20 protein-coding genes are annotated in these 22,860 nt (G+C 38.0%); 7 read left to right on the forward strand and 13 right to left on the reverse strand.

Annotated features, from left to right (window positions below):
* Positions 1-538: 538 nt before the first annotated feature.
* From J0N78_RS15660 to J0N78_RS15670, 3 genes are read right to left on the reverse strand one after another with little or no spacing between them, the layout of a single operon-like run.
* Positions 539-1,324, reverse strand: coding sequence for an ABC transporter permease (locus J0N78_RS15660; protein ID WP_209124056.1), 786 nt, complete (start codon positions 1,322-1,324; stop codon positions 539-541).
* Between the two features lie 3 nt (positions 1,325-1,327).
* Complete coding sequence (locus tag J0N78_RS15665; protein ID WP_209124057.1) at positions 1,328-2,122, reverse strand: ABC transporter permease; 795 nt, start codon at positions 2,120-2,122, stop codon at positions 1,328-1,330.
* On the reverse strand, positions 2,112-3,125 hold the full coding sequence (locus J0N78_RS15670) for an ABC transporter ATP-binding protein (protein ID WP_209124058.1): 1,014 nt from the start codon (positions 3,123-3,125) through the stop codon (positions 2,112-2,114). Before J0N78_RS15670 ends, J0N78_RS15665 begins: the two co-directional genes overlap by 11 nt.
* A gap of 162 nt (positions 3,126-3,287) precedes the next feature.
* On the opposite strand from J0N78_RS15670, the gene J0N78_RS15675 reads away from it, so the two are divergent.
* From J0N78_RS15675 to J0N78_RS15685, 3 genes are all read left to right on the forward strand, one after another.
* On the forward strand, positions 3,288-4,580 hold the full coding sequence (locus tag J0N78_RS15675) for a glutamate-1-semialdehyde 2,1-aminomutase (RefSeq protein WP_247747366.1): 1,293 nt from the start codon (positions 3,288-3,290) through the stop codon (positions 4,578-4,580).
* Positions 4,581-5,046: 466 nt separating this feature from the next.
* Positions 5,047-9,534 carry a glutamate synthase-related protein gene (locus J0N78_RS15680; protein WP_209124059.1) on the forward strand — a complete coding sequence of 1,496 codons (4,488 nt, stop codon included), beginning with the start codon at positions 5,047-5,049 and terminating at the stop codon, positions 9,532-9,534.
* Positions 9,535-9,824: 290 nt separating this feature from the next.
* The gene (locus tag J0N78_RS15685) at positions 9,825-10,907 is read left to right on the forward strand and encodes an FUSC family protein (protein ID WP_209124060.1); all 1,083 of its coding nucleotides are present in this window, start codon (positions 9,825-9,827) and stop codon (positions 10,905-10,907) included.
* Between the two features lie 399 nt (positions 10,908-11,306).
* On the opposite strand, the gene J0N78_RS15690 is transcribed toward J0N78_RS15685, so the two are convergent.
* The 4 genes from J0N78_RS15690 to J0N78_RS15705 all read right to left on the reverse strand — a co-directional run bounded on the left by J0N78_RS15690 (position 11,307) and on the right by J0N78_RS15705 (position 14,715).
* Positions 11,307-13,052 carry an ABC transporter ATP-binding protein gene (locus J0N78_RS15690; RefSeq protein ID WP_209124196.1) on the reverse strand — a complete coding sequence of 582 codons (1,746 nt, stop codon included), beginning with the start codon at positions 13,050-13,052 and terminating at the stop codon, positions 11,307-11,309.
* Positions 13,053-13,212: 160 nt separating this feature from the next.
* Positions 13,213-13,743 carry a nucleoside tri-diphosphate phosphatase gene (gene ntdP, locus J0N78_RS15695; protein ID WP_209124061.1) on the reverse strand — a complete coding sequence of 177 codons (531 nt, stop codon included), beginning with the start codon at positions 13,741-13,743 and terminating at the stop codon, positions 13,213-13,215.
* 18 nt (positions 13,744-13,761) lie between these two features.
* Complete coding sequence (locus J0N78_RS15700; RefSeq protein ID WP_209124062.1) at positions 13,762-14,211, reverse strand: DUF3939 domain-containing protein; 450 nt, start codon at positions 14,209-14,211, stop codon at positions 13,762-13,764.
* A 306-nt stretch (positions 14,212-14,517) separates the two neighbouring features.
* The gene (locus tag J0N78_RS15705) at positions 14,518-14,715 is read right to left on the reverse strand and encodes a gamma-type small acid-soluble spore protein (protein ID WP_209124063.1); all 198 of its coding nucleotides are present in this window, start codon (positions 14,713-14,715) and stop codon (positions 14,518-14,520) included.
* A gap of 201 nt (positions 14,716-14,916) precedes the next feature.
* Here J0N78_RS15705 and J0N78_RS15710 point away from each other — a divergent pair, with 201 nt between their 5' ends.
* The 4 genes from J0N78_RS15710 to J0N78_RS15725 all read left to right on the forward strand — a co-directional run bounded on the left by J0N78_RS15710 (position 14,917) and on the right by J0N78_RS15725 (position 18,326).
* Complete coding sequence (locus tag J0N78_RS15710) at positions 14,917-15,138, forward strand: hypothetical protein (protein WP_209124064.1); 222 nt, start codon at positions 14,917-14,919, stop codon at positions 15,136-15,138.
* 644 nt (positions 15,139-15,782) lie between these two features.
* A complete protein-coding gene (locus J0N78_RS15715) occupies positions 15,783-16,934 on the forward strand; it encodes an LL-diaminopimelate aminotransferase (protein ID WP_209124065.1) in 1,152 nt (383 codons plus the stop codon).
* A 17-nt stretch (positions 16,935-16,951) separates the two neighbouring features.
* Positions 16,952-17,926, forward strand: a complete 975-nt coding sequence (locus J0N78_RS15720) for an NADPH:quinone reductase (protein ID WP_247747367.1) — start codon at positions 16,952-16,954, stop codon at positions 17,924-17,926.
* 64 nt (positions 17,927-17,990) lie between these two features.
* On the forward strand, positions 17,991-18,326 hold the full coding sequence (locus J0N78_RS15725; RefSeq protein WP_209124066.1) for a hypothetical protein: 336 nt from the start codon (positions 17,991-17,993) through the stop codon (positions 18,324-18,326).
* Between the two features lie 115 nt (positions 18,327-18,441).
* Here the strand turns inward: J0N78_RS15725 and J0N78_RS15730 are convergent, their stop codons facing one another.
* The 6 genes from J0N78_RS15730 to J0N78_RS15755 form a co-directional block, all read right to left on the reverse strand.
* Positions 18,442-18,972, reverse strand: a complete 531-nt coding sequence (locus J0N78_RS15730; RefSeq protein WP_209124067.1) for a chromate transporter — start codon at positions 18,970-18,972, stop codon at positions 18,442-18,444.
* Positions 18,969-19,535, reverse strand: a complete 567-nt coding sequence (locus J0N78_RS15735; protein ID WP_209124068.1) for a chromate transporter — start codon at positions 19,533-19,535, stop codon at positions 18,969-18,971. The genes J0N78_RS15730 and J0N78_RS15735 overlap by 4 nt, the downstream gene beginning before the upstream one ends.
* 373 nt (positions 19,536-19,908) lie before the next feature.
* Positions 19,909-20,562 carry a 5,6-dimethylbenzimidazole synthase gene (gene bluB / locus J0N78_RS15740; protein WP_209124069.1) on the reverse strand — a complete coding sequence of 218 codons (654 nt, stop codon included), beginning with the start codon at positions 20,560-20,562 and terminating at the stop codon, positions 19,909-19,911.
* 12 nt (positions 20,563-20,574) lie between these two features.
* On the reverse strand, positions 20,575-21,333 hold the full coding sequence (locus J0N78_RS15745; RefSeq protein WP_209124070.1) for an SDR family NAD(P)-dependent oxidoreductase: 759 nt from the start codon (positions 21,331-21,333) through the stop codon (positions 20,575-20,577).
* A 4-nt stretch (positions 21,334-21,337) separates the two neighbouring features.
* Positions 21,338-22,423 carry an A/G-specific adenine glycosylase gene (gene mutY, locus J0N78_RS15750; RefSeq protein WP_209124071.1) on the reverse strand — a complete coding sequence of 362 codons (1,086 nt, stop codon included), beginning with the start codon at positions 22,421-22,423 and terminating at the stop codon, positions 21,338-21,340.
* A 17-nt stretch (positions 22,424-22,440) separates the two neighbouring features.
* The gene (locus J0N78_RS15755; protein WP_209124072.1) at positions 22,441-22,755 is read right to left on the reverse strand and encodes a hypothetical protein; all 315 of its coding nucleotides are present in this window, start codon (positions 22,753-22,755) and stop codon (positions 22,441-22,443) included.
* Positions 22,756-22,860 lie beyond the last annotated feature (105 nt).

A 22,860-nucleotide genomic window follows, 5' to 3' on the forward strand; every position in this document is an offset into this window, starting at 1 on the left:
CATAATACTAGCTCCTTTCGTAATGTAGCTCTGTTTTGGTTTGGTTTTTTTCATTAAACAGCTTAGCCAAAATAATCTACGATATTACGAGTAAGGGGCTAGTTTCGTTCATGATAACTTATCGTACAGAGGTGAGGGAAGTCTCGCTAGTCGGTGGGCGATGGAGCTAGACAATAAGAAAAGCGCAATCGCCCGTTTACTGACGTACGGTCTGGACTGAACCGCAGAAGATAAAGGAAACACAATGAACGGTAGTGAATTGATGTTGACTTATCGTACGGCGGTGAGGGAAGCCTCGCTAGTCAGTGGGCGATGGAGCTAGACAATAAGAAAAGCGCAATCGCCCGTTTACCGACGTATGGACTGGACTGAGCCGTAGGAGATAAAGGAAACACGATGAACGTTAGTGAGTCGATGTTGACTTATCGTACAAAGGTGAGGGAAGTCTCGCTAGTCGGTGGGCGATGGAGCTAGACATCCTCTAAAAAAGCTATACTTTCTTCAAACAAGTACGAAGAGACACTGCTCTTCGTCAATATTAATTGCCTGCACCTCGGTATTTAGTGACACCAATATTCCAAATCATGACCGCGAGTGTAAAAAAGACGATCCCCATAACCGGTGTCAACGCCGCATATACAAACCACTCTTCTCTCCCAAGAAAATAAGCAGATGGATAAACCCCCACAAAGGCAAATGGTAAAATCCAAGTTAAAATAAATCGGATCACTCCATTATAAATATCAACAGGGTATCTACCATAATTTCCGATATTGTACATCATCGGCATAAAATCCGTTTTACTATCCGACCAAAAGCTAATACTGGCAAGCATTGTAAATATACTACCGTAAATTAAGGCCCCACCCAGAGCTAAGGCTACAAATATAAACGGGTCATACCAGGATAATGTCAATTCTAATTGAATTCCTGCATAAATCATAATTACAAGACCTGTAATTACTCCAAATAACGATTCCAACTCCATCCTTTCAAGCACGATTTGAAACAGACTATGAATCGGTCGTGTTAAAACACGATCCATTTCTCCTTTTACAATATACCTTTCATTAAAATCCCATATATTAAAAAAGGATGTGAAAATCGCAAAAGGGACAAGGAAGAAACCATAAATAAAAATGATCTCTTCCCGGTTCCAACCACTCAAGACAGAGGTATGACCAAAGACAACGAGGATAAAAACGAGGCTAACCGCTTGAAATAATAAGTCAGATAAAATTTCAACAATAGTGTCCACTCGATAAGTTAATCTTGTTTTTAAATATTGAGAGGCATATTGAAAAAACATTGATATATGAAACATATTTTAGCCTCCTTGTACTACCATTTGTTTTCTAGCAATTATCCATAAAACTTGGATCGGGACAATTAATATAAGAGCCCAAAAGAATTGAATAGCTAAACTTTGCCATACTTCACTTCGAGTAAACCCTTCTGTAAAAATCATACTCGGAATATAACTAATCGCTTGAAACGGTAAAAGTGTCATGACATTTTGCGCCCAAATCGGGTAAAAACTAATCGGTAATAATAACCCAGAAAACAAGTCAATAACGACACGTTTCCCTCGGATCAACCCAGTATTGTTATATAAGAAAAATGTTAAAATGCCAGTGAGTAAATTAATCTGTGTATTAATAATAAAGCTAAACATTAGAGAAATACTAAAGAGTAACCATGTAAAAGCACTTGCTGAAAACGTGATCGGAAACACGAACCAAACGATCAACAAGCCAGGCGCCGAAAAGAAAAACAATCGAAAGAGTCCTTCCCCAAGCCCTTGCATAGTCTTCATTCCTAAATAATTGTATGGACGAATGAGTTCAATCGCTACTTTCCCTTCTTTTATTTCCTGTGCAATCTCACGGTCAATATTATTAAAATAAAACGCTCTTGCCATCCAAGCAACCGCAATATATGTTGTCATTTGTATGACAGAAAGCCCCTGTATTTCGTCATTCCCTCCATAAATTGCCATCCATAAAAAATAATACGCACCAATATTAATACTATAAATTAAAATGCCGCTATAATAGTTTGTACGGTAGGCAAGCATCATGAGGAAACGAATACGAATCATCTCCACATATTTACTTGCCATAAAAAACACCTTCTTCGTAAATGTTACGGATAATTTCCTCAGTCGAAACTTCGTTGATTCTCATATCCGACAACTTAAATTGACTAGCAACTAAACTAATAATCTGAGAAACTATTTCTTCTTGCTGAACAATAGCTACCCATACATTTTCTTGATTACCTTGTTTCCATTCAACCGGTTGATCCTTCGTTGCTTCTACTAAACTTTGTTGTAAAACAACCTCATCAAACTGGAACTGAATTTCTTTTCCTTGTCCCCAATTCCCTCGTAAGTTAGCTAGGGAGCCGTCGTAAATTATTTTTCCTTCATCAAGCATGATCACTCGCTCACATAAAGCTTCAATATCACTTAGGTCATGCGTCGTTAAAAGAATAGTCGTATTAAATCTTTCATTGATTCTCTTTAAAAATTCACGAATTTTTAATTTAACAAGTACATCAAGGCCAATCGTCGGTTCATCTAAAAATAAAAGCGGCGGGTTATGGATCAAGGCTGCCGCAAGTTCACACCGCATTCTCTGTCCTAACGAAAGTTTTCGAACAGGCTTATCTAACAGCGGCTCCAAATCTAATGTTTCAATAATTTCCTTTATATGAGGCTCATACTGTTCATCTGGTATATTATAAACTTTTTTTAGTAGTCGAAACGATTCTTGTACAGCGATATCCCACCATAGCTGTGACCGTTGCCCAAACACAACACCAATTGTTCGCACAAATCGTTCTCTTTCTTTATGAGGATTCATTCCATTAACAACGACCTCCCCCGCACTTGGAGTTAATATCCCAGTAAGCATTTTAATCGTAGTTGATTTCCCTGCACCGTTTTCCCCGATATACCCTACCATTTCTCCTTTTTTCACTTCAAATGAAATATCATCAACAGCCGCTAACACTTTATAATTCCTTGTAAATAAATCACGAAATGCTCCGGCCAATCCAGAACGACTAGAATAGGATTTAAATTCTTTTCTTAACTTACGTACTTCTATTGCATTCCCCATTACTTGTTATCACCTTTCCTGAGAAAACTCCTCACTCTTCATATTTAAGAAGAGGACGTAAATTCTATAACTAAAATAGTGTAACGCAATCACTGTTTTCGCTCAAGAACGAGGCTTATGGTAAAATAAAGAAGGCAAATTACGTTAAGAGGAGTTATAAAAATGAATCATACAAAGTCTGAAACACTTTATAAAGAAGCTGTAGAACATATTGTTGGAGGTGTAAACAGTCCCTCTCGATCTTATAAAGCGGTAGGTGGAGGAGCTCCTGTTTTTATGGAACGAGGTAATGGGGCTTACTTCTGGGATGTTGACGGGAACCGATACATTGATTATCTAGCAGCATATGGGCCGATTATTACAGGGCACGCCCATCCCCACATTACAAAAGCTATCACTCGAGCTGCTGAAAATGGTGTGTTATATGGGACACCTACAAACCTGGAAATTCAATTTGCAAAAATGATAAAAGATGCCATTCCTTCAATGGAAAAGATCCGATTTGTCAATTCAGGTACAGAAGCAGTGATGACGACAATCCGTGTCGCAAGAGCTTATACTAGACGAGATAAAATCATTAAATTTGCTGGGTGTTACCACGGCCACTCCGACTTAGTATTAGTTGCAGCTGGCTCTGGTCCTTCTACACTCGGCACTCCCGATTCTGCTGGCGTACCTCAGTCCATCGCAAAGGAAGTCATTACGGTTCCTTTTAACTGCCTCGACAGCTTTAAACAAGCATTAGAAAAGTGGGGTGATGAAGTAGCTGCCATTTTAGTAGAACCTATTGTCGGTAACTTTGGTATCGTCGAACCTAAGGAAGGGTTCTTAGCAGGCGTAAATGAATTGGCTCACCAAGCTGGGGCTATAGTCATTTATGATGAAGTCATAACCGCATTCCGCTTTATGTATGGCGGAGCCCAAAATCTGTTAGACGTTGAACCAGATATGACTGCACTTGGAAAAATTATTGGTGGCGGATTACCGATCGGTGCATACGGCGGAAAAAAAGAAATTATGGAAAAGGTTGCACCGCTTGGCCCTGCCTATCAAGCAGGAACGATGGCCGGAAACCCCGCTTCTATTAGTGCCGGCATCGCTTGTTTAGAAGTTCTACAAGAAGAGGGGCTATATGAACATCTTGACAAATTAGGTAAAATACTTGAAGATGGCATACTAACACATGCAAAAACATACAACATCCCAATCACAACCAATCGCCTAAAGGGTGCTTTAACGGTCTACTTTACCGAAGAGAAAATTACCAATTATGAACAAGCTGAAAAAAGTGATAGTGAAATGTTTGCTACGTTCTTTAAACTTATGTTAGAACAAGGCATTAATTTAGCACCTTCAAAATATGAAGCATGGTTTCTTACTATAGCTCATACCGAACAAGATATAACGGATACACTCACTGCTGTAAAACACACGTTTACAAAAATGGCAAAATGAATATTTATACATTCAATACAACCAGAAAAGAAAATGCTTTTCTGGTTTTTTTGCTACTGCACCCATTGTAAACGCTTACATAGTCAACATTTTCTTGTTTTAACAAACGTCAATCTCTTGTCAATTTTGAATGCCAATTACATGAAAATGAATAAAAATAATTGATTTTATTCACTGATCATGATATACTTGCTATACAATTCTGACAATTAGAACCTGCATTTAGAGGTTCTATTTTGATATGTTAGGAAACTATAATCAGGAATGTTTTATAGTCAAAAAGGATGTTCGAAAAGTTCACAAACAGAAAGAACGAACGAACGAGGAACTAGTTTCTTGCATCGACTTAAAATTTTTTCGGTATTTTTTGTCAGATTTTTTAACATTAGGTACTAACTGCTTGCTAATTTTTCGAACATGCACTTTCAACCTTAGGAGGTGAAGGTCAGAAATTCTGACCAAACAAATGAAGAAAACATGGAGTCCAAGTACATTTAAGAACTTTAACACGATTGAACATGATAGCTGTGGAATTGTATCTGTCATGGAAAAAACGAAGAAACCAACTAAAAAGAACATCGATGACTGTATCGATGCCTTAGTTAAAATGAATCACCGTGCCGGCTTTATTAACGACGAAGGTGATGGAGTGGGAATTCACATTGATATTCCTAAAAAAGTGTGGGAACAAAAATTATCTGCTGCTAATATGGACAGCAGTCTTGCTAATCGATCTGACTTTGTGGTCGGTCATTTATTTATTGATAAAAAAATAGATACAGATGCAGCGAAAGAGCGTATTCGCCAATTAGCTGTTAAACATGAATTTAATCTGGTCTTTGAAACCGACCAAGTCACAAATAGTGACGCATTAGGTCCATTAGGTCGAAAAGAAGAGCCTGTATTCTTCCAAATTGCATTACTGCCAAAGTTTGATTCTTCTAAGCTCGATTTAGCGATTTTTAATTTAATGCTTGATATTGAAGAAGATACGAATGTTCATGTCGCTTCATTAAGTAATTATTATGTCATTTACAAAGTAATGGGTGCTGGTGATGTATTACCTCGCTATTATGATGACTTGGCAAATCCACTCGTAGCTTCAACGATGACACTTGGGCATAACCGTTACTCGACAAACACATTATCTACCTTTTTCCGTGTTCAACCATTTAGCATCATTGGACATAACGGAGAAATTAATACAATCGCCAAACTTCGTGATGAAGCACGTATGGTAGATATTCCACTTGTTGACGGGGCGAGTGACTCTCAAGATTTAAACCGTGTTATAGAAACGATGATTTATAAACATGGATACAGCTTATTTGAAGTATTAGATATTTTATTTCCTCCAATCGTTAATGAAATCAAAGCTTTACCTGAACATTTACAAGATTTATACGCTTATATAAGAGAAGCTTGGGGACATTTCGCCCAAGGACCTGCAGGGATTATTTCCCGTTTTGGAAACGAAGCAGCATTTAGTGTAGATGCACTTGGCTTGCGTCCGGTATGGATGATTGAAAATGAAACATCTTACTATTTTGCATCAGAACAAGGGATTATTCCTTCTTCTGAATTTGTATCAGAACCAAAGCCTTTAGCTCCCGGTGAAAAAGTCGGCCTTAAATGGAATGATGATGATACTTTGTCTGTGTATTTCCAAGATGAGTATCAAGAAGAAGTTTACAAACGTCTAAATAAAAAATTAAATGTAGTAGGTAGTTATAAAAGACTTAACCCTCCTGCATTCGAGACTACAAACAAAGTGACAAACTTACCATTGAAGGTAACAAACAATCATTATGCTGCGTTCGGATGGGATCGAGAGCACATTCAAATGGTTGAGCAAATGGCAGAAAAAGGTGTTGAACCGATCCGTTCACTTGGTCATGACGCTCCTTTAGCTGCTCTACATCAAGGACGTAAAAACATTGCTGATTTTATAAAAGAAAGTGTCGCTGTCGTTACAAATCCAGCGATTGACCGTGACCGTGAAATGGAGCACTTCTCTACCCGCGTTATTTTAGGTAAACGTCCTTCATTATTCGAACGTGAAGAAGGTCATACGAATTTAGAACTTTCTTCTCCAATCGTTGTGGAAGGAGAAGCTGGTCTTTATTTAACAGAACAAACAGCTCATCCATCATATGATCAAGTCGTAGAATATTACACAAACCTTGATAGTAGCCATGTATTATCCGCCACTTTTACAAATGAAGAAAGTGTTGCAGAAGCATTAGGCCGCCTTATCGAAGAAGCAACAGAGGCTGTTCAAAACGGAAAAGAGCTCATCATAATTGATGATGCAAAAGCACATGTTGATGGAAACCTATGGCTCGATCCACATCTTGTTACATCGGCGATTGATCAAGGATTAACGAAAAAACAAATTCGTCGCAGCTGTTCTTTATTGGTACGTTCTGGATCCATTCGTAGCTTGCACGATATCGCCGTCATTTTCGGCTTAGGAGCAGATGTTGTTAACCCGTATCTACTCATTGCAACAGTTTGTGGCGATTCAAATGAACCTGTTATTAAAGTAACAGAAGCCTTAAATAAAGGTTTAGAAAAAGTGATTTCTACTATTGGTATTCATGAGTTACGCGGTTATGGAAGACTTTTCTCTGCAATTGGCTTAAATACTGAAATCGCAGATGTTCTGAACATCGTTAATTTCCTAGGATCTGAAGAATTAAGTTATAACTTCGAAGAAATGAAAAAAGATGCGTTAGATCGTGTTGAAGATTTCGCTAACGATAAAGCACGTCCAGGTAAATCATTCCATTTTTTCCCGCGTATTTGGAAAGCAATTGGAGATATTGCTTCAGGTTCAGGAGAATACTGTCAGTATAGTCAAAAGTTAAAGGAACAAGAAGAAAATAACCCTATTTCAATTCGTCACCTTGCTGATATTAAAGAATCTAAAGCGAAAATCGATGCTGAAAAAGTTAATGTTGGTGTAAATAAGCACAGCCTTCCTTTCATTATAAGTTCGATGTCGTTTGGTTCTCAAAATGAAGTTGCTTTTAGAGCGTATGCAGAAGCAGCTGACCGCTTAAACATGATTAGCTTTAACGGTGAGGGCGGCGAAATCAAAGATATGTTAGGCAAATATCCTAATACACGAGGCCAACAAGTCGCTTCTGGCCGCTTTGGTGTAAACGCTGAGCTAATTAACTCTACCAATTTAATTGAAATAAAAATTGGTCAAGGAGCAAAGCCAGGTGAAGGTGGACATTTACCGGGATCAAAAGTAACGGCTAAAGTTGCTGCCGCTCGTAATGCTACACTAGGTTCTGACTTAATTTCACCTTCAAATAACCATGATATTTATTCGATCGAGGACTTAGCTCAAATGGTTACCGAAATTAAGACGGCAAATGACCAAGCGAAGGTTTGTGTTAAAGTCCCTGTTGTTCCAAACATCGGAACAATTGCAGTCGGAATTGCAAAAGCTGGTGCTGACTACATCACATTAAGTGGATTTGATGGTGGTACGGGAGCCGCTCGTGTTCATGCACTTCAGCACGTTGGTCTTCCTGTTGAAATCGGAATTAAAGCAGCACATAACGCATTAATAGAATCTGGTTTACGTCATAAAGTTGAACTATGGGCAGACGGTGGTATGCGTAGTGCGTTAGATGTTGTTAAAATTATGCTACTCGGTGCAAACCGTGTTGGGTTCGGAACTCTATCAATGATCGCGGTTGGCTGTACGACTTGCCGTGGCTGTCACTTAGACACTTGTCATGTTGGTATTGCTACGCAAATTGAATCCGAGGCTCAAGCGAAAGAACATGGCCTTCGTCGTTTCGTTCCTCGTCAATTTGATAATGCTGTTCAAGGGTTAATGAATCTCTTTACAACGTTCGGTAAAGAGCTCCAAGCATTAACTGGCGCACTCGGGTTTGACAATGCACAGGATCTTGTTGGCCGATCGGATTTACTCGAGCAAACACGCGGTCTAGAGTTAATGGATTTAAGCAATATGCTTGAAGTCATTCCTGCTCAAGATGTTCCAATGCTTCCACAGCATGAAGTTACTGCTTCAAGCGAAGAAACTAAACTGGCTGTTGCCGCTGGAGCTGAATATCTCGACTATAACGTGGAAGATTTAACTAAATCTCGAGAATTCTCTGGAGTTACAGCTGAACAAAGAATACTTGGAAGTCGCGTATCTTGTCACCGTGTGAGAGGTCATTTAGATGGTTCTTATCGTACTCTTCCTGAAGTCAAATTAAGCTTTAAAAATGGTTCGATCCCCGGAAACGGTCTTGGTGCTTATAACAGTGAAGGTATCGCAATTCATGTTGATGGTGGCGCACAAGACGGAATTGGTAAAACTTCTTTCGGTGGTCAAATGATGATTTTTAAAGCAAAAGGTAAAAATGGTAAGTTCTATAATGGTTCTGTCGGTAAAGGAGCTGGGTACGGTGCACAAAAAGGCGTATTTATGTTCCAAGGAAATGCCGATGCCCGCGCAGGTATTCGTTTATCCGGTGCAGACATGATCTTCGGTGGAAGATTAACCAAACCATTAAAAGAAAAGCATTATGCAAACCTTGGTGTAAATGCAAACCTTAAAGGATTTGCGTTTGAATATATGACAAATGGACGTGGTGTTGTGTTAGGCGATCCTGGTCCATGGATTTGTGCTGGTATGACAGGTGGCGTTGTTTACCTTCGTCATCAACCAGAACTAGGCTTAACAAAAGAAGCATTACAAGCTCGTATTGCAAAAGGCGCTAAAGTAGAATTACAACCTCTTTCAGAAACTGGAATATCTGATCTAACTGAGCTTTTAGGCCTATATCAAGAGCGTTTAAATGAATACGGCCAAACAGAAGAAGCTGCATTAATCTCAGACCTAATGAAAGACCTAGAGACTAATTTCATGCAAATCATCCCTGTTAAACAACAGGCTGACCCTTCTGTATCAACAGAATAATATCAAAATTGCCCTCATAATAAATGAGGGCGTTTTTTTTGTAGATGATCGAGCATTATTTTTCTTGTTAATTAAATAAATGCCGATCTCGTATCATAGACAATTTAATTTCTTTTATTCATTTTCTATTCCCTTTTTGTTAACAATACCTTTAAGCTCAATCAATTTTTGAAAAGCTTATTTATAATAATCGTAAATTCTCTTGATTATTTTTTAATAAGGGTGTATATTACGTCATTGTGCTAGCTTATTTATATTTTAGGTGTTGTCGATGAAAGGATAGTACGTCTATGAAATTAGGTGCAAGAATTTTTAAAACGGGGTTGGCTATTATTTTATCATTATATTTAGCCATTTGGATTGGACTTGATAATCCATCCTATGCGGCACTGGCTGCAACTTTTGCAGTTCAACCTTCCATTTATCGTTCTTTCCAAACGATACTCGAACAAATTCAAGCAAATATTATTGGCGCTGTACTTGCAGTTATCTTTGTTCTTACATTCGGACCCGATCCGTTCGTTGTTGGCTTAGTCACTGTGATTGCAATTGCCATTATTATCAAACTGAAACTTGAAGCATCAACCATACCATTAGCGATAGTAACAATCATTATAATTATGGAAAGCCCCGTTGAAAACTTTATTGAGTTTTCTTCCATTCGTTTTCTTCTCATTATCATTGGTGTTTTCGCTGCATTTATCGTCAACTTAGTGTTTATCCCGCCGCGCTATGAAACGAAGCTTTATTATAAGGTCGTCGAATACACAGAGCAAACCATTCAATGGACCATGTTATTTATACGAAAAGACGCGGACCATAAAGCGATGCGAAAAGATCAAACGGTTCTTCATGAGAAAATGGTTAAGCTCGAAAACCTCTTCCTTTTATATAAAGAGGAACGAAATTACTTTATAAAAAATAAATATAGCAAAGCCCGTAAAGTCGTTTTATTTAAACAAATGATTATATGTGGACAAAAAATCTCTACTATACTAAAAAGCCTAGACCGCCGTGAAAATGAATTGTTTCATATGCCTGAAAATCTACAGGAATTACTAAAGGAACAGTTAAGACGTTTAACAGATTATCATAATCGAATTCTTCTGCGTTACGCAGGAAAAGTACATTCTCAACTAAAACCAGACATTTTAGAAGAAATAGATGAAGGAAAAATAACTTTAATGGAAAGTTATTTGGAGTTATATGAGCAAGCGGAAATTAGTAAAGAAGAATGGCTCCACCTTCTCCCCATCATTTCTCACATCATGGAATATGAAGAGAAACTAGAACATTTAGACCAGCTTGTCGATAGCTTTTTCACGTATCATAAAAATGAAAATAAAGTACTTATGCAAAAAGAAGAAGAATAAGAAAAGCTGAAGGTGTCTGCTTATCGGCGACAAGCGCTGGAGGCCCAGCAATTAGTGTCCTGACTTTTGGACACGTTTGATGGACCGAAGCGACCTCGAGCCGATGACAACTGCAGCTAGACATCATCGAAAAGTTATATTAATTTTTTAAAAAATCCTCTGAGATGTCCCAGGTGAAGTGAATCACTTGGGACGTTTCTCTGAGAACTTTTTTGAATGTTTTTGAGCAAGCTTAGCACTCCAAGCTACATTTAGCAGACTTTCTAAAGTGAAAGCGAAATTCTACACTCTTTATTTACTTACTATCCATTTCGTTTTATAACCAATCTTCATTGAATAGCTATTACCGTAATTCCCGCTAGCATTAATGCTAAATCTGTAACAGGAGCTTTCACTTTACTAATTCAATTGCTGGACTTCGAACAATCTTTTGTAGCTACCATTTTTACTTATTAATTGTTCATGAGTGCCGATTTCTACAACTTTTCCATCTTCGATCACTACGATACGATCCGCATGAGTAATCGTTGAAAGACGGTGTGCTACGATAAATGTCGTTCGATTTTTGGCCAGTATTTCTAAAGCTTCTTGAATATAGTGTTCGCTTTCTAAATCGAGAGCGGATGTTGCTTCATCAAAAATCAGGATTGGGGGGTTTTTCAAAAACACTCTCGCAATGGCAATCCGCTGTTTTTGACCACCTGAGAGCTTAACTCCTCTTTCACCTACTTCGGTATCATACCCTTTAGGTAAATTCATAATAAAATCATGAGCATTAGCAGCTTTAGCTGCAGCAACCACTTCTTCATCGGATGCATTTGGGTTTCCCATCAAAATATTCATTTTAACGGTATCGCTAAAAAGAATATTGTCTTGTAGAACCATCCCAATTTTATCACGTAGACTTTGAACTTTATAATCGCGAATATCTTGTCCATCAATTTCAATACTACCTTCTGTAACATCATAAAAACGAGGGATCAAGCTTATGATCGTACTTTTTCCTCCACCACTCATCCCTACGAAGGCTATCGTTTCTCCAGCCTTTACATCTAAATTGAAATCTCTAATTACCGTTAAGCTATCTACTTCATATCGAAACGTTACATCTTTAAATGTAATATCACCTTTTACGTACTTTAATGGTGTAGCATAATCCAGGTCGACTATATCATACTTCTCATCCATAAACTCAAAAACCCGATCCATTGAAGCAATAGCCTGCGTTAACGTTGTTGATGAATTAACGAGCCGTCGTAAAGGATTATAAAGGCGCTCCATATACATGACAAAAGCCACCATTGCACCAATTTCAAGACTGCCTGAAATGACGAAATAACCAGACACAAAAATGACGAGAAGCGGTGCGACGTCCGTTATAGTATTTACGACAGCAAAGGTTTTTGCATTCCATCGTGTATGATCAAGAGCTTTTTCAAGAAACTGATTATTACGTTTTGCAAACTGTTTTTTCTCGTAATTTTCCAAGGCAAAACTTTTAATGACATTCATTCCTTGAATTCTTTCATGAAGATGTCCTTGAACTTCAGCTAGAGCTTGTGAACGAACTCTCGTTAAATGCCTTAGTCGCGAATAAAAAAACTTAATGGAAAACCCATAAAGCGGAAACATACATATGGCAACTAGCGCTAACCAAGCATTCATTGAAAACATGATGGCTAATGCAATTAAAATAGTAAATAAATCAAGCCATATATTCATAAGTCCAGTGATGACAAAGTTCTTCGTTTGCTCCACATCATGAATCACTCTTGAAATAATTTCTCCAACTTTTCGATTAGAATAATAACGAAGACTCAATTTTTGAATATGAGAAAATAATTTTTTCCGAATATCATACAATACTTTACTTCCAATCCATTGAGCAAAGTACTGCCGATAGTATTCAACTGGTGGTCTCACGACAACAAATATAAAAAACATAATTCCCATGACCCATAATAATTTCGAAACCTTTTCATCTTGCAGCAACGCCTCTGCTAATACGATGTCATCTATGACATACTTAACAATAAGCGGGGTCAGTAACGGGATTCCGAACTTGAAAATCCCGATACAAACCGTTAACCCCACTACTTTCCAATATGGTTTTACAAACTTTAAATACCTTCTTATAGATCCCAGTCCTTATCCCCCCATATTCTTTAATAAAAATTATAGTTAATGCATTGAAAACAAAAGGCGACTCAAATATAAAGTATCAGGCACCTTTTCATGTATAGATGCTACCTACTGGTTGCACCATATTCAAGAATAGGAGCACAGATACTTATTGAGTCAGCCTCTACAGTCGGTATTGTAAAAATCGTTCATACCACATTTCAACAAATTGAGGAGCAAACGGTCCTTTTCGTTGATGGATCCAGGAAACAAGCTCTTCGACATTACGCTCTAAAATTTGATCGAGTTGCTCTGGATAGTTCATTTGTTTTCGATGAACAGCATACTCATCTTCATCTAAAAGCTTGTATGTCATATCAGGAAAAACTTTTATGTCTAAATCATAGTCAATATACTTTAACGCTTCTTCATCCCATGTAAAGGGGGAACCTAAATTGCAGTAATAGTAAATCCCGTCGGATCTGATCATACCAATCGTATTAAACCAATGATTGGCATCAAAATAACATATTGCTGGCTCACGTGTCCGCCATTGACGGCCATCTGCTTCCTTCACTAATATACGGTCATTACCACCAATTACTACTTTTGACGTCCCCTTTAGAACAACAGTTTCTTCCCAAACACGATGAATGAAGCCGTTGTGCTTATAACTCTGGATTTCGATAACACTTCCAGTCTTGGGGAAACCCATGTATTACTCCTTTCTCGCTTAACGATTTGGACGCCGGTGTGAAACTAGTCGATCATCAGGATCGATATATAAAGGATAATCTGGCTCTTCATGATGTAAATATTCCTTAATTAGAAAGTAATTAATTCGAAATGCTGGATCACCGGGTATCACTGGTATTTCGTGCTTCTCTTTGATATATTGATCGACTGCAACTTGTACTTTATCCATTGTTCTTGCCTTTTCAGCGTCTTCAAATACTTCAAACGTCTCTTTTGACATATAAAATTTTTGTTTCGGTATACCTTTTAAAATACTTTTTAACAATTCAAAGTTAATGGAATAATCATCGAGAACTAACGAACGTAATGATATTCCTATTGGCATATCACTGGCACATTGCTTAATAGCCTGTCTAACTTCGTCAATTGTTACTTCAATTTCCTGATGTTTTTCTTCCTCCTTTTTACGTTTCTTTTTCCAAAACATTACGTTTCTCCTTCCTAAAGAAGCTGTTGAACTAAACCACCTATTTCGCCTTCAAAAAAGTTTTATCTATATTATTATACATTTTTCAAATTTATTTTAAAATGAATAAGATAATTATTTATTTTCTCATTTTAAACTGTAGTAAAACGTCCACTTTGACTCAATATGCTTTATGAGAGGATTTTGTATCTTTTATAAAAAAATTAATTACTGATTATGGGAATGATTTGAACTAAAATGGTTCCTCCAACTAAAAAAAGACACTTTCTGAACGTCTCTCAGAAAGTGCCTTGCGTCAATAAATGATTATTGACTTTGTTGATTTGGATTTGCTTGTTGTTGCTTGCGTGCAGCTGATTGCTGGTTTTGCTGACGTACTTTTTGTGCGTCAGTTTCACTAGCAAATTCAGTGTTAAAGCTTTGCCCTTGAGCTGATGCAGCGTTTTGCTGTCTCACCTTTTGAGCGTTAGTTTTTGAAGCTTGATTTTGTTGGTTGTTATTCATGAGTCTCACCTCCACAAGAATTAATTTGTCCTGGAGGTCAACATTTTATCCATAAAATTTTTACTTAAATATAATTTCTCTCCCAGTATATTATCTAACTTTTATTCCGTTAGTTACTTTTACCACTTCAATGCTGCCCTGCATAGGACACATCCACTACAGAAACACTATAGATACTTATAAAATAAGGAGGACATATGAATGTACGTAGGACGTGACATGACTGAATTATCAATGATGCCAAAGAAAGATTGGTCTGATAAAGAATTAGCTCACTTTCATAAAAGCTTACAACAAATGACACCATACTTAAATTCTGAAGGAGTAACAATACACCGTGAAATTATTAAAGAAATTGAACAAAGAGGTGGTTTTAACCGAGAAGCTGATTATGAACATGGTAGCCAACTTCATTATGATTAATATGAAAAGCGGAAGCGCCCGTTTACCGACGTACGGACTGGACTGAACCACAGGAGATAAAGGAAACACAATGAACGTTAGTGAATTGATGTTGACTTATCGTACGGCGGTGAGGGAAGTCTCGTTAGTCGGTGGGCGCTGCAGCTAGACAAGAAAAGCGGAAGCGCCCGTTCAGCGGCGTATGGACTGGAGCCCCACCGTATGAGATAAAGGAAACACGCAGAGCGAAAGCGAGGCGATGTTGAATTATCGTAAGGAGGGGGAGCGAAGTCCACTAGACGCTGGGCGCTGCAGCTAGACAAGAAAAGCGGAAGGTGTCTGCTTATTGGCGACAAGCGCTGGAGGGCCAGCATTTAGTGTCCTGATCTTTTGGACACGTTTGCTGGATCGAAGCGATCTCGGGCAGATGACACCTGTAGCTAGACATCCTAAAAATTTATATTCCTTAACTAAAAAGGCTAACTCTCTAATGTCCCCTTTTAGTCCCACGATAAGAACCTACATTTATCGTAAACCGTGGGTCTTATCTACGAGATTGAGTTAGCCTCTTTTTTGTGAATCTTAATAAATATAAGTGAAATGGATAGGCATATGTTTTATTTTCCGTTAGACTATTTTGTAAAAGCATGTTTGGGGGATGAACAATGATAACACCATCACGAAGATTAAATCACTTAACGACAAGCGTCTTTTCTGAAATGGCGCAACGAAAAAAAGAAAAAATCAGTCAAGGAATAGATATGATTGATTTAAGTATTGGTAGTCCAGACTTACCACCGCCACTCAGCGTAAGAAAATATTTTGCAAATGAAGTACTCCATGACGACTCCTATCAGTATGCCATCAATAGCACTCAAACATTTAATGAAGCCGTTGTTTATTTCTATAGAGAAAGATATGATGTTGAAATTCAACCTTCAGAAGTCCTTCAGCTTATGGGCTCACAAGATGGATTAGCACATATCGCTCTAGCCTATCTAGATAAAGGTGACGTAATTATCGTTCCTGACCCTGGATATCCAATCTATTCAGCTTGTGCTCATATTGCTGGTGCTGAGCTTTACTACCTTCCTTATACGGAGGAAAATCAATTTATGCCAGACCTAAACTCCATACCAGAAGACATCCGAACACGTGCAAAGTTAATGATTACAAACTATCCAGGAAATCCAACGGCTGCGCTTGCGGATCGCAGCTATTTTGAAAAGCTTATTCATTTTGGGTTAGACCATAATATTTTAATCATCCATGATTTCGCATATTCTGAACTTATTTTTGACGGGAGAACACCGTTAAGTATTTTTTCTATTCCTGGTGCTGAAAAAACGGCAATTGAATTTAATTCTTTATCCAAAAGTTTTAATATGGCTGGTGCAAGAATTGGATATGTTATCGGTGACACAAACTTTCTAAATCCCCTCGCCGTGCTAAAATCTCATTTAGACTACGGGGTCTTTTTGCCGGTGCAAAAGGCAGCTGTTGAAGCCCTAACTGGAGACTTCTCTTTTTTAGAAAAGCATTGTCAAACCTATGAACAAAGACGAAATGTATTTATGAATGCACTTAAAGACATTGGTTGGAACGTTCGCCAACCTGATGGAGGTATGTTTGTATGGGCTAAAGTTCCTGAACAATATACATCAATGTCATTTTCACTTGCTGCATTAGATGCTGGAGTTGTAGTTACACCTGGAAATGCATTTGGTCGTGCGGGTGAAGGCTATGTGCGAATTGCCTTAGTCCAAAAAGAAGAGCAGCTAATAGAAGCAGCCAATCGGTTAAAATTGATTTTATAGGAGGAGAAGCGAAAGGAATGGTTATAAAAATGAAAGCAGTTGTTTATCAAAAATACGGTGGACCTGAAGTCCTTGAAATAATTGAAGTAGAAAAACCAAATCCACAGCCTGGTGAAGTTATTGTCAAAGTAGGAGCTAGTGGAATTAATCCAGTCGATACATATTTTCGTTCGGGTATCCGTCCTGTCGATCACTTTCCTTATATCCCGCATTTTGACCTAGGTGGGTCAATCGTTGACGTAGGAGAAAACGTAACGAAATGGAAAGTGGGCGATCGTGTTTGGGGTACTAATATTAAAGGTACAGCGGCAGAGTACGTTTCTGTTCCAGAAGAAAAACTTTTTCCACTTGCTAGTCATTTAAGTGAAGAAGATGGTGCTGCACTCTCAATGGCTTTCATGACTGCTTATTTAGCCCTTTTTGACCGCGCTCAGCTAAAAAGGGGAGAAACCGTTTTAATTTACGGTGCAGCAGGTGCTGTTGGAAATGCAGCAGTACAACTTGCAAAGCAACATGGAGCAAATGTTATCGCTACGGCTAGTTCACCTGAAAAAGCAAAAATTGCGAGTGATGCAGGTGCTGATGAAGTAATCCTATATACTGAAACAAATGTAGTGGATGCCGTTAAAGAGAGGACTGACAATCAAGGCGTCCCAGTAATCCTTGATATGTCATTAAGCGAAAATATGGAGACAGACTTCGAAGTTTTATCAAATGGCGGAAGAATTGTCGCGATCGGTTCACCAAAAAATAATACACCTACTCTACCATGGCGACTACTCAATATGAAAAATGCAGCATTATTAGGCGTACTATTATTTACAACACCATCCGAACAGTTAATAAATGCAGGTGAAAACATCTCTAACCTTTTTGCTGAAAAAAAGCTATTCACTCATATTGCTAAAGTATTCGACTTTAAAGAAGCGAGTGAAGCTCATGTAGCTCTAGAAAGCAAAAAATATAATGGTAATATATTAATAAAACCGTAACGTATGTTTATTATTACTCCCTCTTGCAAAACCTAACAAAAATGAGGTAAGGGGGAGTATTTTGGTGAAAAAAGAAGTTTACTACGTCAATCTAAACCCAATTAGTATGGACAACATTAGTCGAACACCTGTACAGGATGGGCAAATGATTGAATATGAAATTGAAGCTTCAGACGAACAATACAGAGAATTACAAGAATTATTAAAAGAAGTTCAAGCTCATGATTTAGAGTTATCCGATTTATTTACATTCAAACACTTTAATGAGGAGTTTGCCGAGGCAGATCGGCGCGAAACTCAACGCGGACTAAATCAAATTTATCGAAAAATCTATGAACTAGGCACTCCTCAAACCAAACAAGCTCTCGAAGAAATTCATCTAATGGAAAATGATGAATAAATTCATAAACTTATGTAGCTTCATACAAAAAATTATCATGATAAAGAAGAGGCTGACTTTGTACCTTCTCCATTTTCAGCCTCTTTTTTATTATTTTTAGTTGTTTACAGTTCAGTCAACCTAAAAACACCGCTCCATAGACTAGTGCTCCTGCGATGACTAGAGCCGGATGAACTTTCCACTTTTCTAAAAGGAAATAACTAACAATGATTAGCAATCCTGTTTGCCATATTCCTGTCGCTTCATAGGAAGAGGAAAAAAAACGATAGGCTAATACACCCAAAAGTACGGCGATTGTCGGACGAATTAACATAGTCATTTTTTTCACTTTAGGTGAATGACGGAATTTATATAACAAACTTAATAATGCAATCATTAATATGAGTGAAGGTGCTACAGTAGCAAATACACCAACGATTGCTCCGAGTACTCCACCTTGTTCAAAACCAACAAATCCAGCCATTTTCGGAGCAATTGGACCTGGTAATGCATTACCTAGAGCAAGTACTTCTCCAAACTCATCTACTGTCATCCATCCGTATCGATGGACCACTTCATGTTCAATTAACGGGATCGAAGCCGGACCTCCGCCATAGCCAATAATCCCAGGTATAAAGAATGCAATAAAGATCTCAATATAAATCATGAGCCTCCAGCCACCTTTTCACTAGATGCCTTTTTCCTGCCTACTAGTGCATAAGTAAGGAGAAGTGCAATCACAATCCCTGGATGAATACCTAAAAATTCAATAATAACTAATGAAATGATGACTAAAAATGATGTTTTCCACCAGCCAAGTCCCTCTTTTCCTTTATCAAAAAATTGCCAAGTTAATACCGCCAACATCACACCGACGACCGGGAGAACACCATGTGTCATCCCTTGAACCCATGCTTCGTCCTTATACGCTGCTAATGATGTTAAAAATACGATCATTAAAACAATTGTAGGAACAATTGATGCAATTATGGCATTCACCATCCCAATATATCCACCAACACGATAACCGATATAACCAGCCATTTTCGTAGCAATTGGCCCAGGCAATGTGTTCCCAATTGCTAATATATCACCAAATTCATCATTTTCCAGCCACTTATATCGCTCAACAACCTCTTTCTGAACAAGAGGGATGGACGCAGGTCCACCCCCATAACCAAATATACCGACTCTAAAAAAAGCGCTAAAAATTTCCCATTGTAATTTCATGTTGCACTTCCTCTCTTACCAGACAGCAATTGCTCCATCTGTCCGTATCTCAGTTCCTCCCGCTAAGACACCCGTCTTTAAGTCTCTCCAAATAATTTGCCCTCTACCGAAACTACCTGAATATGGGGCAATTTAAACTTGATATCCCTTTGCTGCTAATGCTTGTACAAGATGTGCTGGCATCGATTGTTCTACAAGTACAGTCTTAACTTTATCTACTGCCAACGCGGGGCATCTAAAGCCGCTCGGGGATTTTATTGAAAATCAATTGTTTTCATCACAACTTGCATATGTTTTTCTTTAACAAGCGTCTATTGAAATTTTACTTGGAGACGGACCATTTAGCCATGTAGCTTCCCTTTTCCTCAAACGTTTATTCTACTTTGTCTCCCCATTTTTCTGCAAAAATAAGTCCATCTAACTGTTGTCTTTTTTCCCAACCTTCTGCTTCTAAAATGGGTTTATCTGGATAGTGATTAGTATACCCAATCGATAAAAGGGCTACTGGATCAATATGAGGTGGAATATTCAATATATCCCTTACATCATTCTTTTTATAAAAGCTTACCCAACCTAATGCTAACCCTTCCACTGTTGCAGCCAACCACATATTTTGAATGGCACAAGCGGTTGACATGATATCTGTTTCCGGTATCGAGTTTCTGCCTAAAACATGCGAGCCTCCTCGAGTCGGATCGCACGTCACACAAATCGTAATCGGTGCTTCTTTTAACCCTTGAACTTTTAAACCAAGAAACTTCTGATGTCGTTCATCTTTATCTTCATAATGAATCGCAAGTGCTCTTTTTTCTTTATTTGCTGCCCAAGCCAATTTTTCTTTCACTTCTTGCGATTGAATAATAATAAAATTCCATGGTTGCATAAAACCAACCGATGGGCCATCATGACCTGCTTGAATGATGTTCATGATCGCATCTTCAGGAATCTCTTTATTAATGAATGATCTTACATCACGACGTCGTTTAATTACATCATATACTGTTTTCTTCTGTTCTCCCGAATACATCCGGTTTCCCCCTTAAAAATTAGATTTTGATTGTCCACCATCAACATTTAACGTTGCCCCAACTACCCACGATGCTTTCTCACTCGCCAGGAAAAGGACTGTATTTGCAACTTCTTCTACTGTACCAAATCGCCCTGCAGGAATTTCATTATTAACAAATTCTTTGATTTTTTCAGGGTTTTCCTCTAAACGTCTTTGCCAGTTTCCAGTAGGGTGCAAAATGGAGCCAGGAGCTACTCCATTAACACGTATACCGTCCTTAATGACTTCATCTGCAAGTGATTTTGTAAAACTAATCATCGCAGCCTTTGCACTATTATATGTCGGTTTCCCACCGGATTCCCTACCAAAAACTGAAGAAATATTAATAATACTTCCATTCTTCTTTTCCTTCATGATTGGTAGCGCTAGCTTACTAAAGTGAACGGCAGAAAAGTAATTCAGCTGCATCGCTTCTTCAAACAGAGCTAAGTCTGTCTCTGAAGTTGTTGAACCGTTACTTCCACCTACATTATTGACTAGGATATCAAGTGTTCCAAAATGAGTAATACACTGCTCGAACGCTCTTTTTCGCTCAGAACTGTTCATTAAATCTGCAGTAATACATACAACATCTTTTAACTCTTTCTTCACTTCTTCTAGAACTGAAATATCTCTTGCTATTATAGCTACTTGCGCACCCTCTTCAATAAATCCTTTGGCAATAGCCTTGCCAATTCCTTTTGAACCACCTGTTACTAATACGACTCTATTCTCTAAATTAAGATTCATTTCTTCACCTTCTCATTTGCTTTTCAATTATTTTCTGATGCGAAACTGGAAACGGATAGCTTTCAATCGAATTTGCATCTACCCATCTTGTATTATCACCATTCATTTTTTGATTTTGTAAAAGGGTTCCTTCATATACGGTTATATGCCATACAAGATGGGAAAAAACATGTTCTACCTTTTGTACAGCTTCACCAATTTCAACGATTATATCAAAATCATCAGTTAGAAACTCTCTTAGGCACTTTTGTTGCATAGCCGTTTCTTTCGGTGCTTCTACATTAGGAAATTGCCATAGTTTCGCTAACAGCCCGGTGTCAGGACGACGTTGAATAAGAACTTCTTCTTTCTCGTTTCGTATAACAATTGCAACCATGTCTTTAATTTTAACTTTTGCTTTCTTTTCTTTTATGGGCAAGCTCTTTTCTTTACCTGCATGGTAAGCCCGACAGTAGTCACGAACAGGACATAATAAACACCCTGGTGATTTCGGAGTACATACTAACGCACCTAACTCCATTAACCCTTGATTGAACTCTGACGGTTTTTTTTCTGAAATCATGTGAGACAGAGCTCGTTCGAAAATGGTTCTCGTTTTTGCTTTCCCAATGTCATCTTCAATTAAGAGAATTCTCGATATCACACGCATTACATTTCCATCTACAGCATGCTCAGGCTTATTATAAGCAATGCTTAAAACAGCACCCGCTGTGTAAGGGCCTACACCTTTTAGTTGACTAATTTCCTCTCTAGTGTCAGGCACCACTCCACCGTATTCCTCTGCGACTTCACGAACTGCAGCTTGTAAATTTCTCACTCGTGAATAATAGCCTAAGCCTTCCCATGCTTTTAAAACTTGCTGTTCTTCTGCAAATGCTAAATCCTCTAAAGTAGGAAACTTCTGTATAAAATTATTATAATAAGGAATGACCGTATCGACTCGAGTTTGTTGGAGCATCACTTCAGAAACCCAAATCCGGTACGGATCTTTCGTTTTTCGCCAAGGTAAATCTCGTTTATGTTCTTCAAACCAATGGACTAACTGATTTTGAAATCCTTTTATGTTAAATTCTTGTAGTATTTCTATCAAGCTCTAACCCTCCGCTTTTACACTTCTTTCATTGCACGAAATGCCCAGCAATGAATTTTTTCTTTTCCACCTTCAACCATTGAATGGATTTTACTAAAAAGATAATGCTCTTCATCTTGACGTAACTTTTTCAAGACAACATAATGAGCTTCTGTCGGGACTTTAAACATTTCAACATACAAGTGAGGTTGGTCAGTTGCCACGAACCACTGCATGTTACTTGCTTCAAAATTCGGTAATTCTGCGATAATATGCTCCATAACTTGTTCATATTCGTTAATATTTTCTTGTTTTATTTTATACTCCATAAAAATTTGTAAAGATTGTGTCATAATCTTAATTCCCCCTTTTTAATAACAGCAATTTCGGGTATAAATAAAGTAATGACTGTCGAAGATCTAATACAAAAACAGGTTACTTATCCATTCAAGCTTCAC

It is taken from the genome of Alkalihalobacillus sp. BA299 (assembly GCF_017745675.1).
Lineage (GTDB): Bacteria > Bacillota > Bacilli > Bacillales > Bacillaceae_F > Alkalihalobacterium.

Bases quoted from the DNA above. Each gene is read 5' to 3' on its own strand.
- J0N78_RS15745 (WP_209124070.1), bottom strand. From the start codon at position 21,333: ATGAATCTTAATTTAGAGAATAGAGTCGTATTAGTAACAGGTGGTTCA.
- bluB (WP_209124069.1), bottom strand. From the start codon at position 20,562: ATGTATTCGGGAGAACAGAAGAAAACAGTATATGATGTAATTAAACGA.
- J0N78_RS15715 (WP_209124065.1), top strand. From the start codon at position 15,783: ATGATAACACCATCACGAAGATTAAATCACTTAACGACAAGCGTCTTT.
- J0N78_RS15660 (WP_209124056.1), bottom strand. From the start codon at position 1,324: ATGTTTCATATATCAATGTTTTTTCAATATGCCTCTCAATATTTAAAA.
- J0N78_RS15705 (WP_209124063.1), bottom strand. From the start codon at position 14,715: ATGAATAACAACCAACAAAATCAAGCTTCAAAAACTAACGCTCAAAAG.
- J0N78_RS15665 (WP_209124057.1), bottom strand. From the start codon at position 2,122: ATGGCAAGTAAATATGTGGAGATGATTCGTATTCGTTTCCTCATGATG.
- J0N78_RS15735 (WP_209124068.1), bottom strand. From the start codon at position 19,535: ATGAAATTACAATGGGAAATTTTTAGCGCTTTTTTTAGAGTCGGTATA.
- J0N78_RS15730 (WP_209124067.1), bottom strand. From the start codon at position 18,972: ATGATTTATATTGAGATCTTTATTGCATTCTTTATACCTGGGATTATT.
- J0N78_RS15720 (WP_247747367.1), top strand. From the start codon at position 16,952: ATGGTTATAAAAATGAAAGCAGTTGTTTATCAAAAATACGGTGGACCT.
- J0N78_RS15670 (WP_209124058.1), bottom strand. From the start codon at position 3,125: ATGGGGAATGCAATAGAAGTACGTAAGTTAAGAAAAGAATTTAAATCC.
- J0N78_RS15685 (WP_209124060.1), top strand. From the start codon at position 9,825: ATGAAATTAGGTGCAAGAATTTTTAAAACGGGGTTGGCTATTATTTTA.
- J0N78_RS15680 (WP_209124059.1), top strand. From the start codon at position 5,047: ATGAAGAAAACATGGAGTCCAAGTACATTTAAGAACTTTAACACGATT.
- J0N78_RS15700 (WP_209124062.1), bottom strand. From the start codon at position 14,211: ATGTTTTGGAAAAAGAAACGTAAAAAGGAGGAAGAAAAACATCAGGAA.
- J0N78_RS15675 (WP_247747366.1), top strand. From the start codon at position 3,288: ATGAATCATACAAAGTCTGAAACACTTTATAAAGAAGCTGTAGAACAT.
- ntdP (WP_209124061.1), bottom strand. From the start codon at position 13,743: ATGGGTTTCCCCAAGACTGGAAGTGTTATCGAAATCCAGAGTTATAAG.
- J0N78_RS15710 (WP_209124064.1), top strand. From the start codon at position 14,917: ATGTACGTAGGACGTGACATGACTGAATTATCAATGATGCCAAAGAAA.
- J0N78_RS15755 (WP_209124072.1), bottom strand. From the start codon at position 22,755: ATGACACAATCTTTACAAATTTTTATGGAGTATAAAATAAAACAAGAA.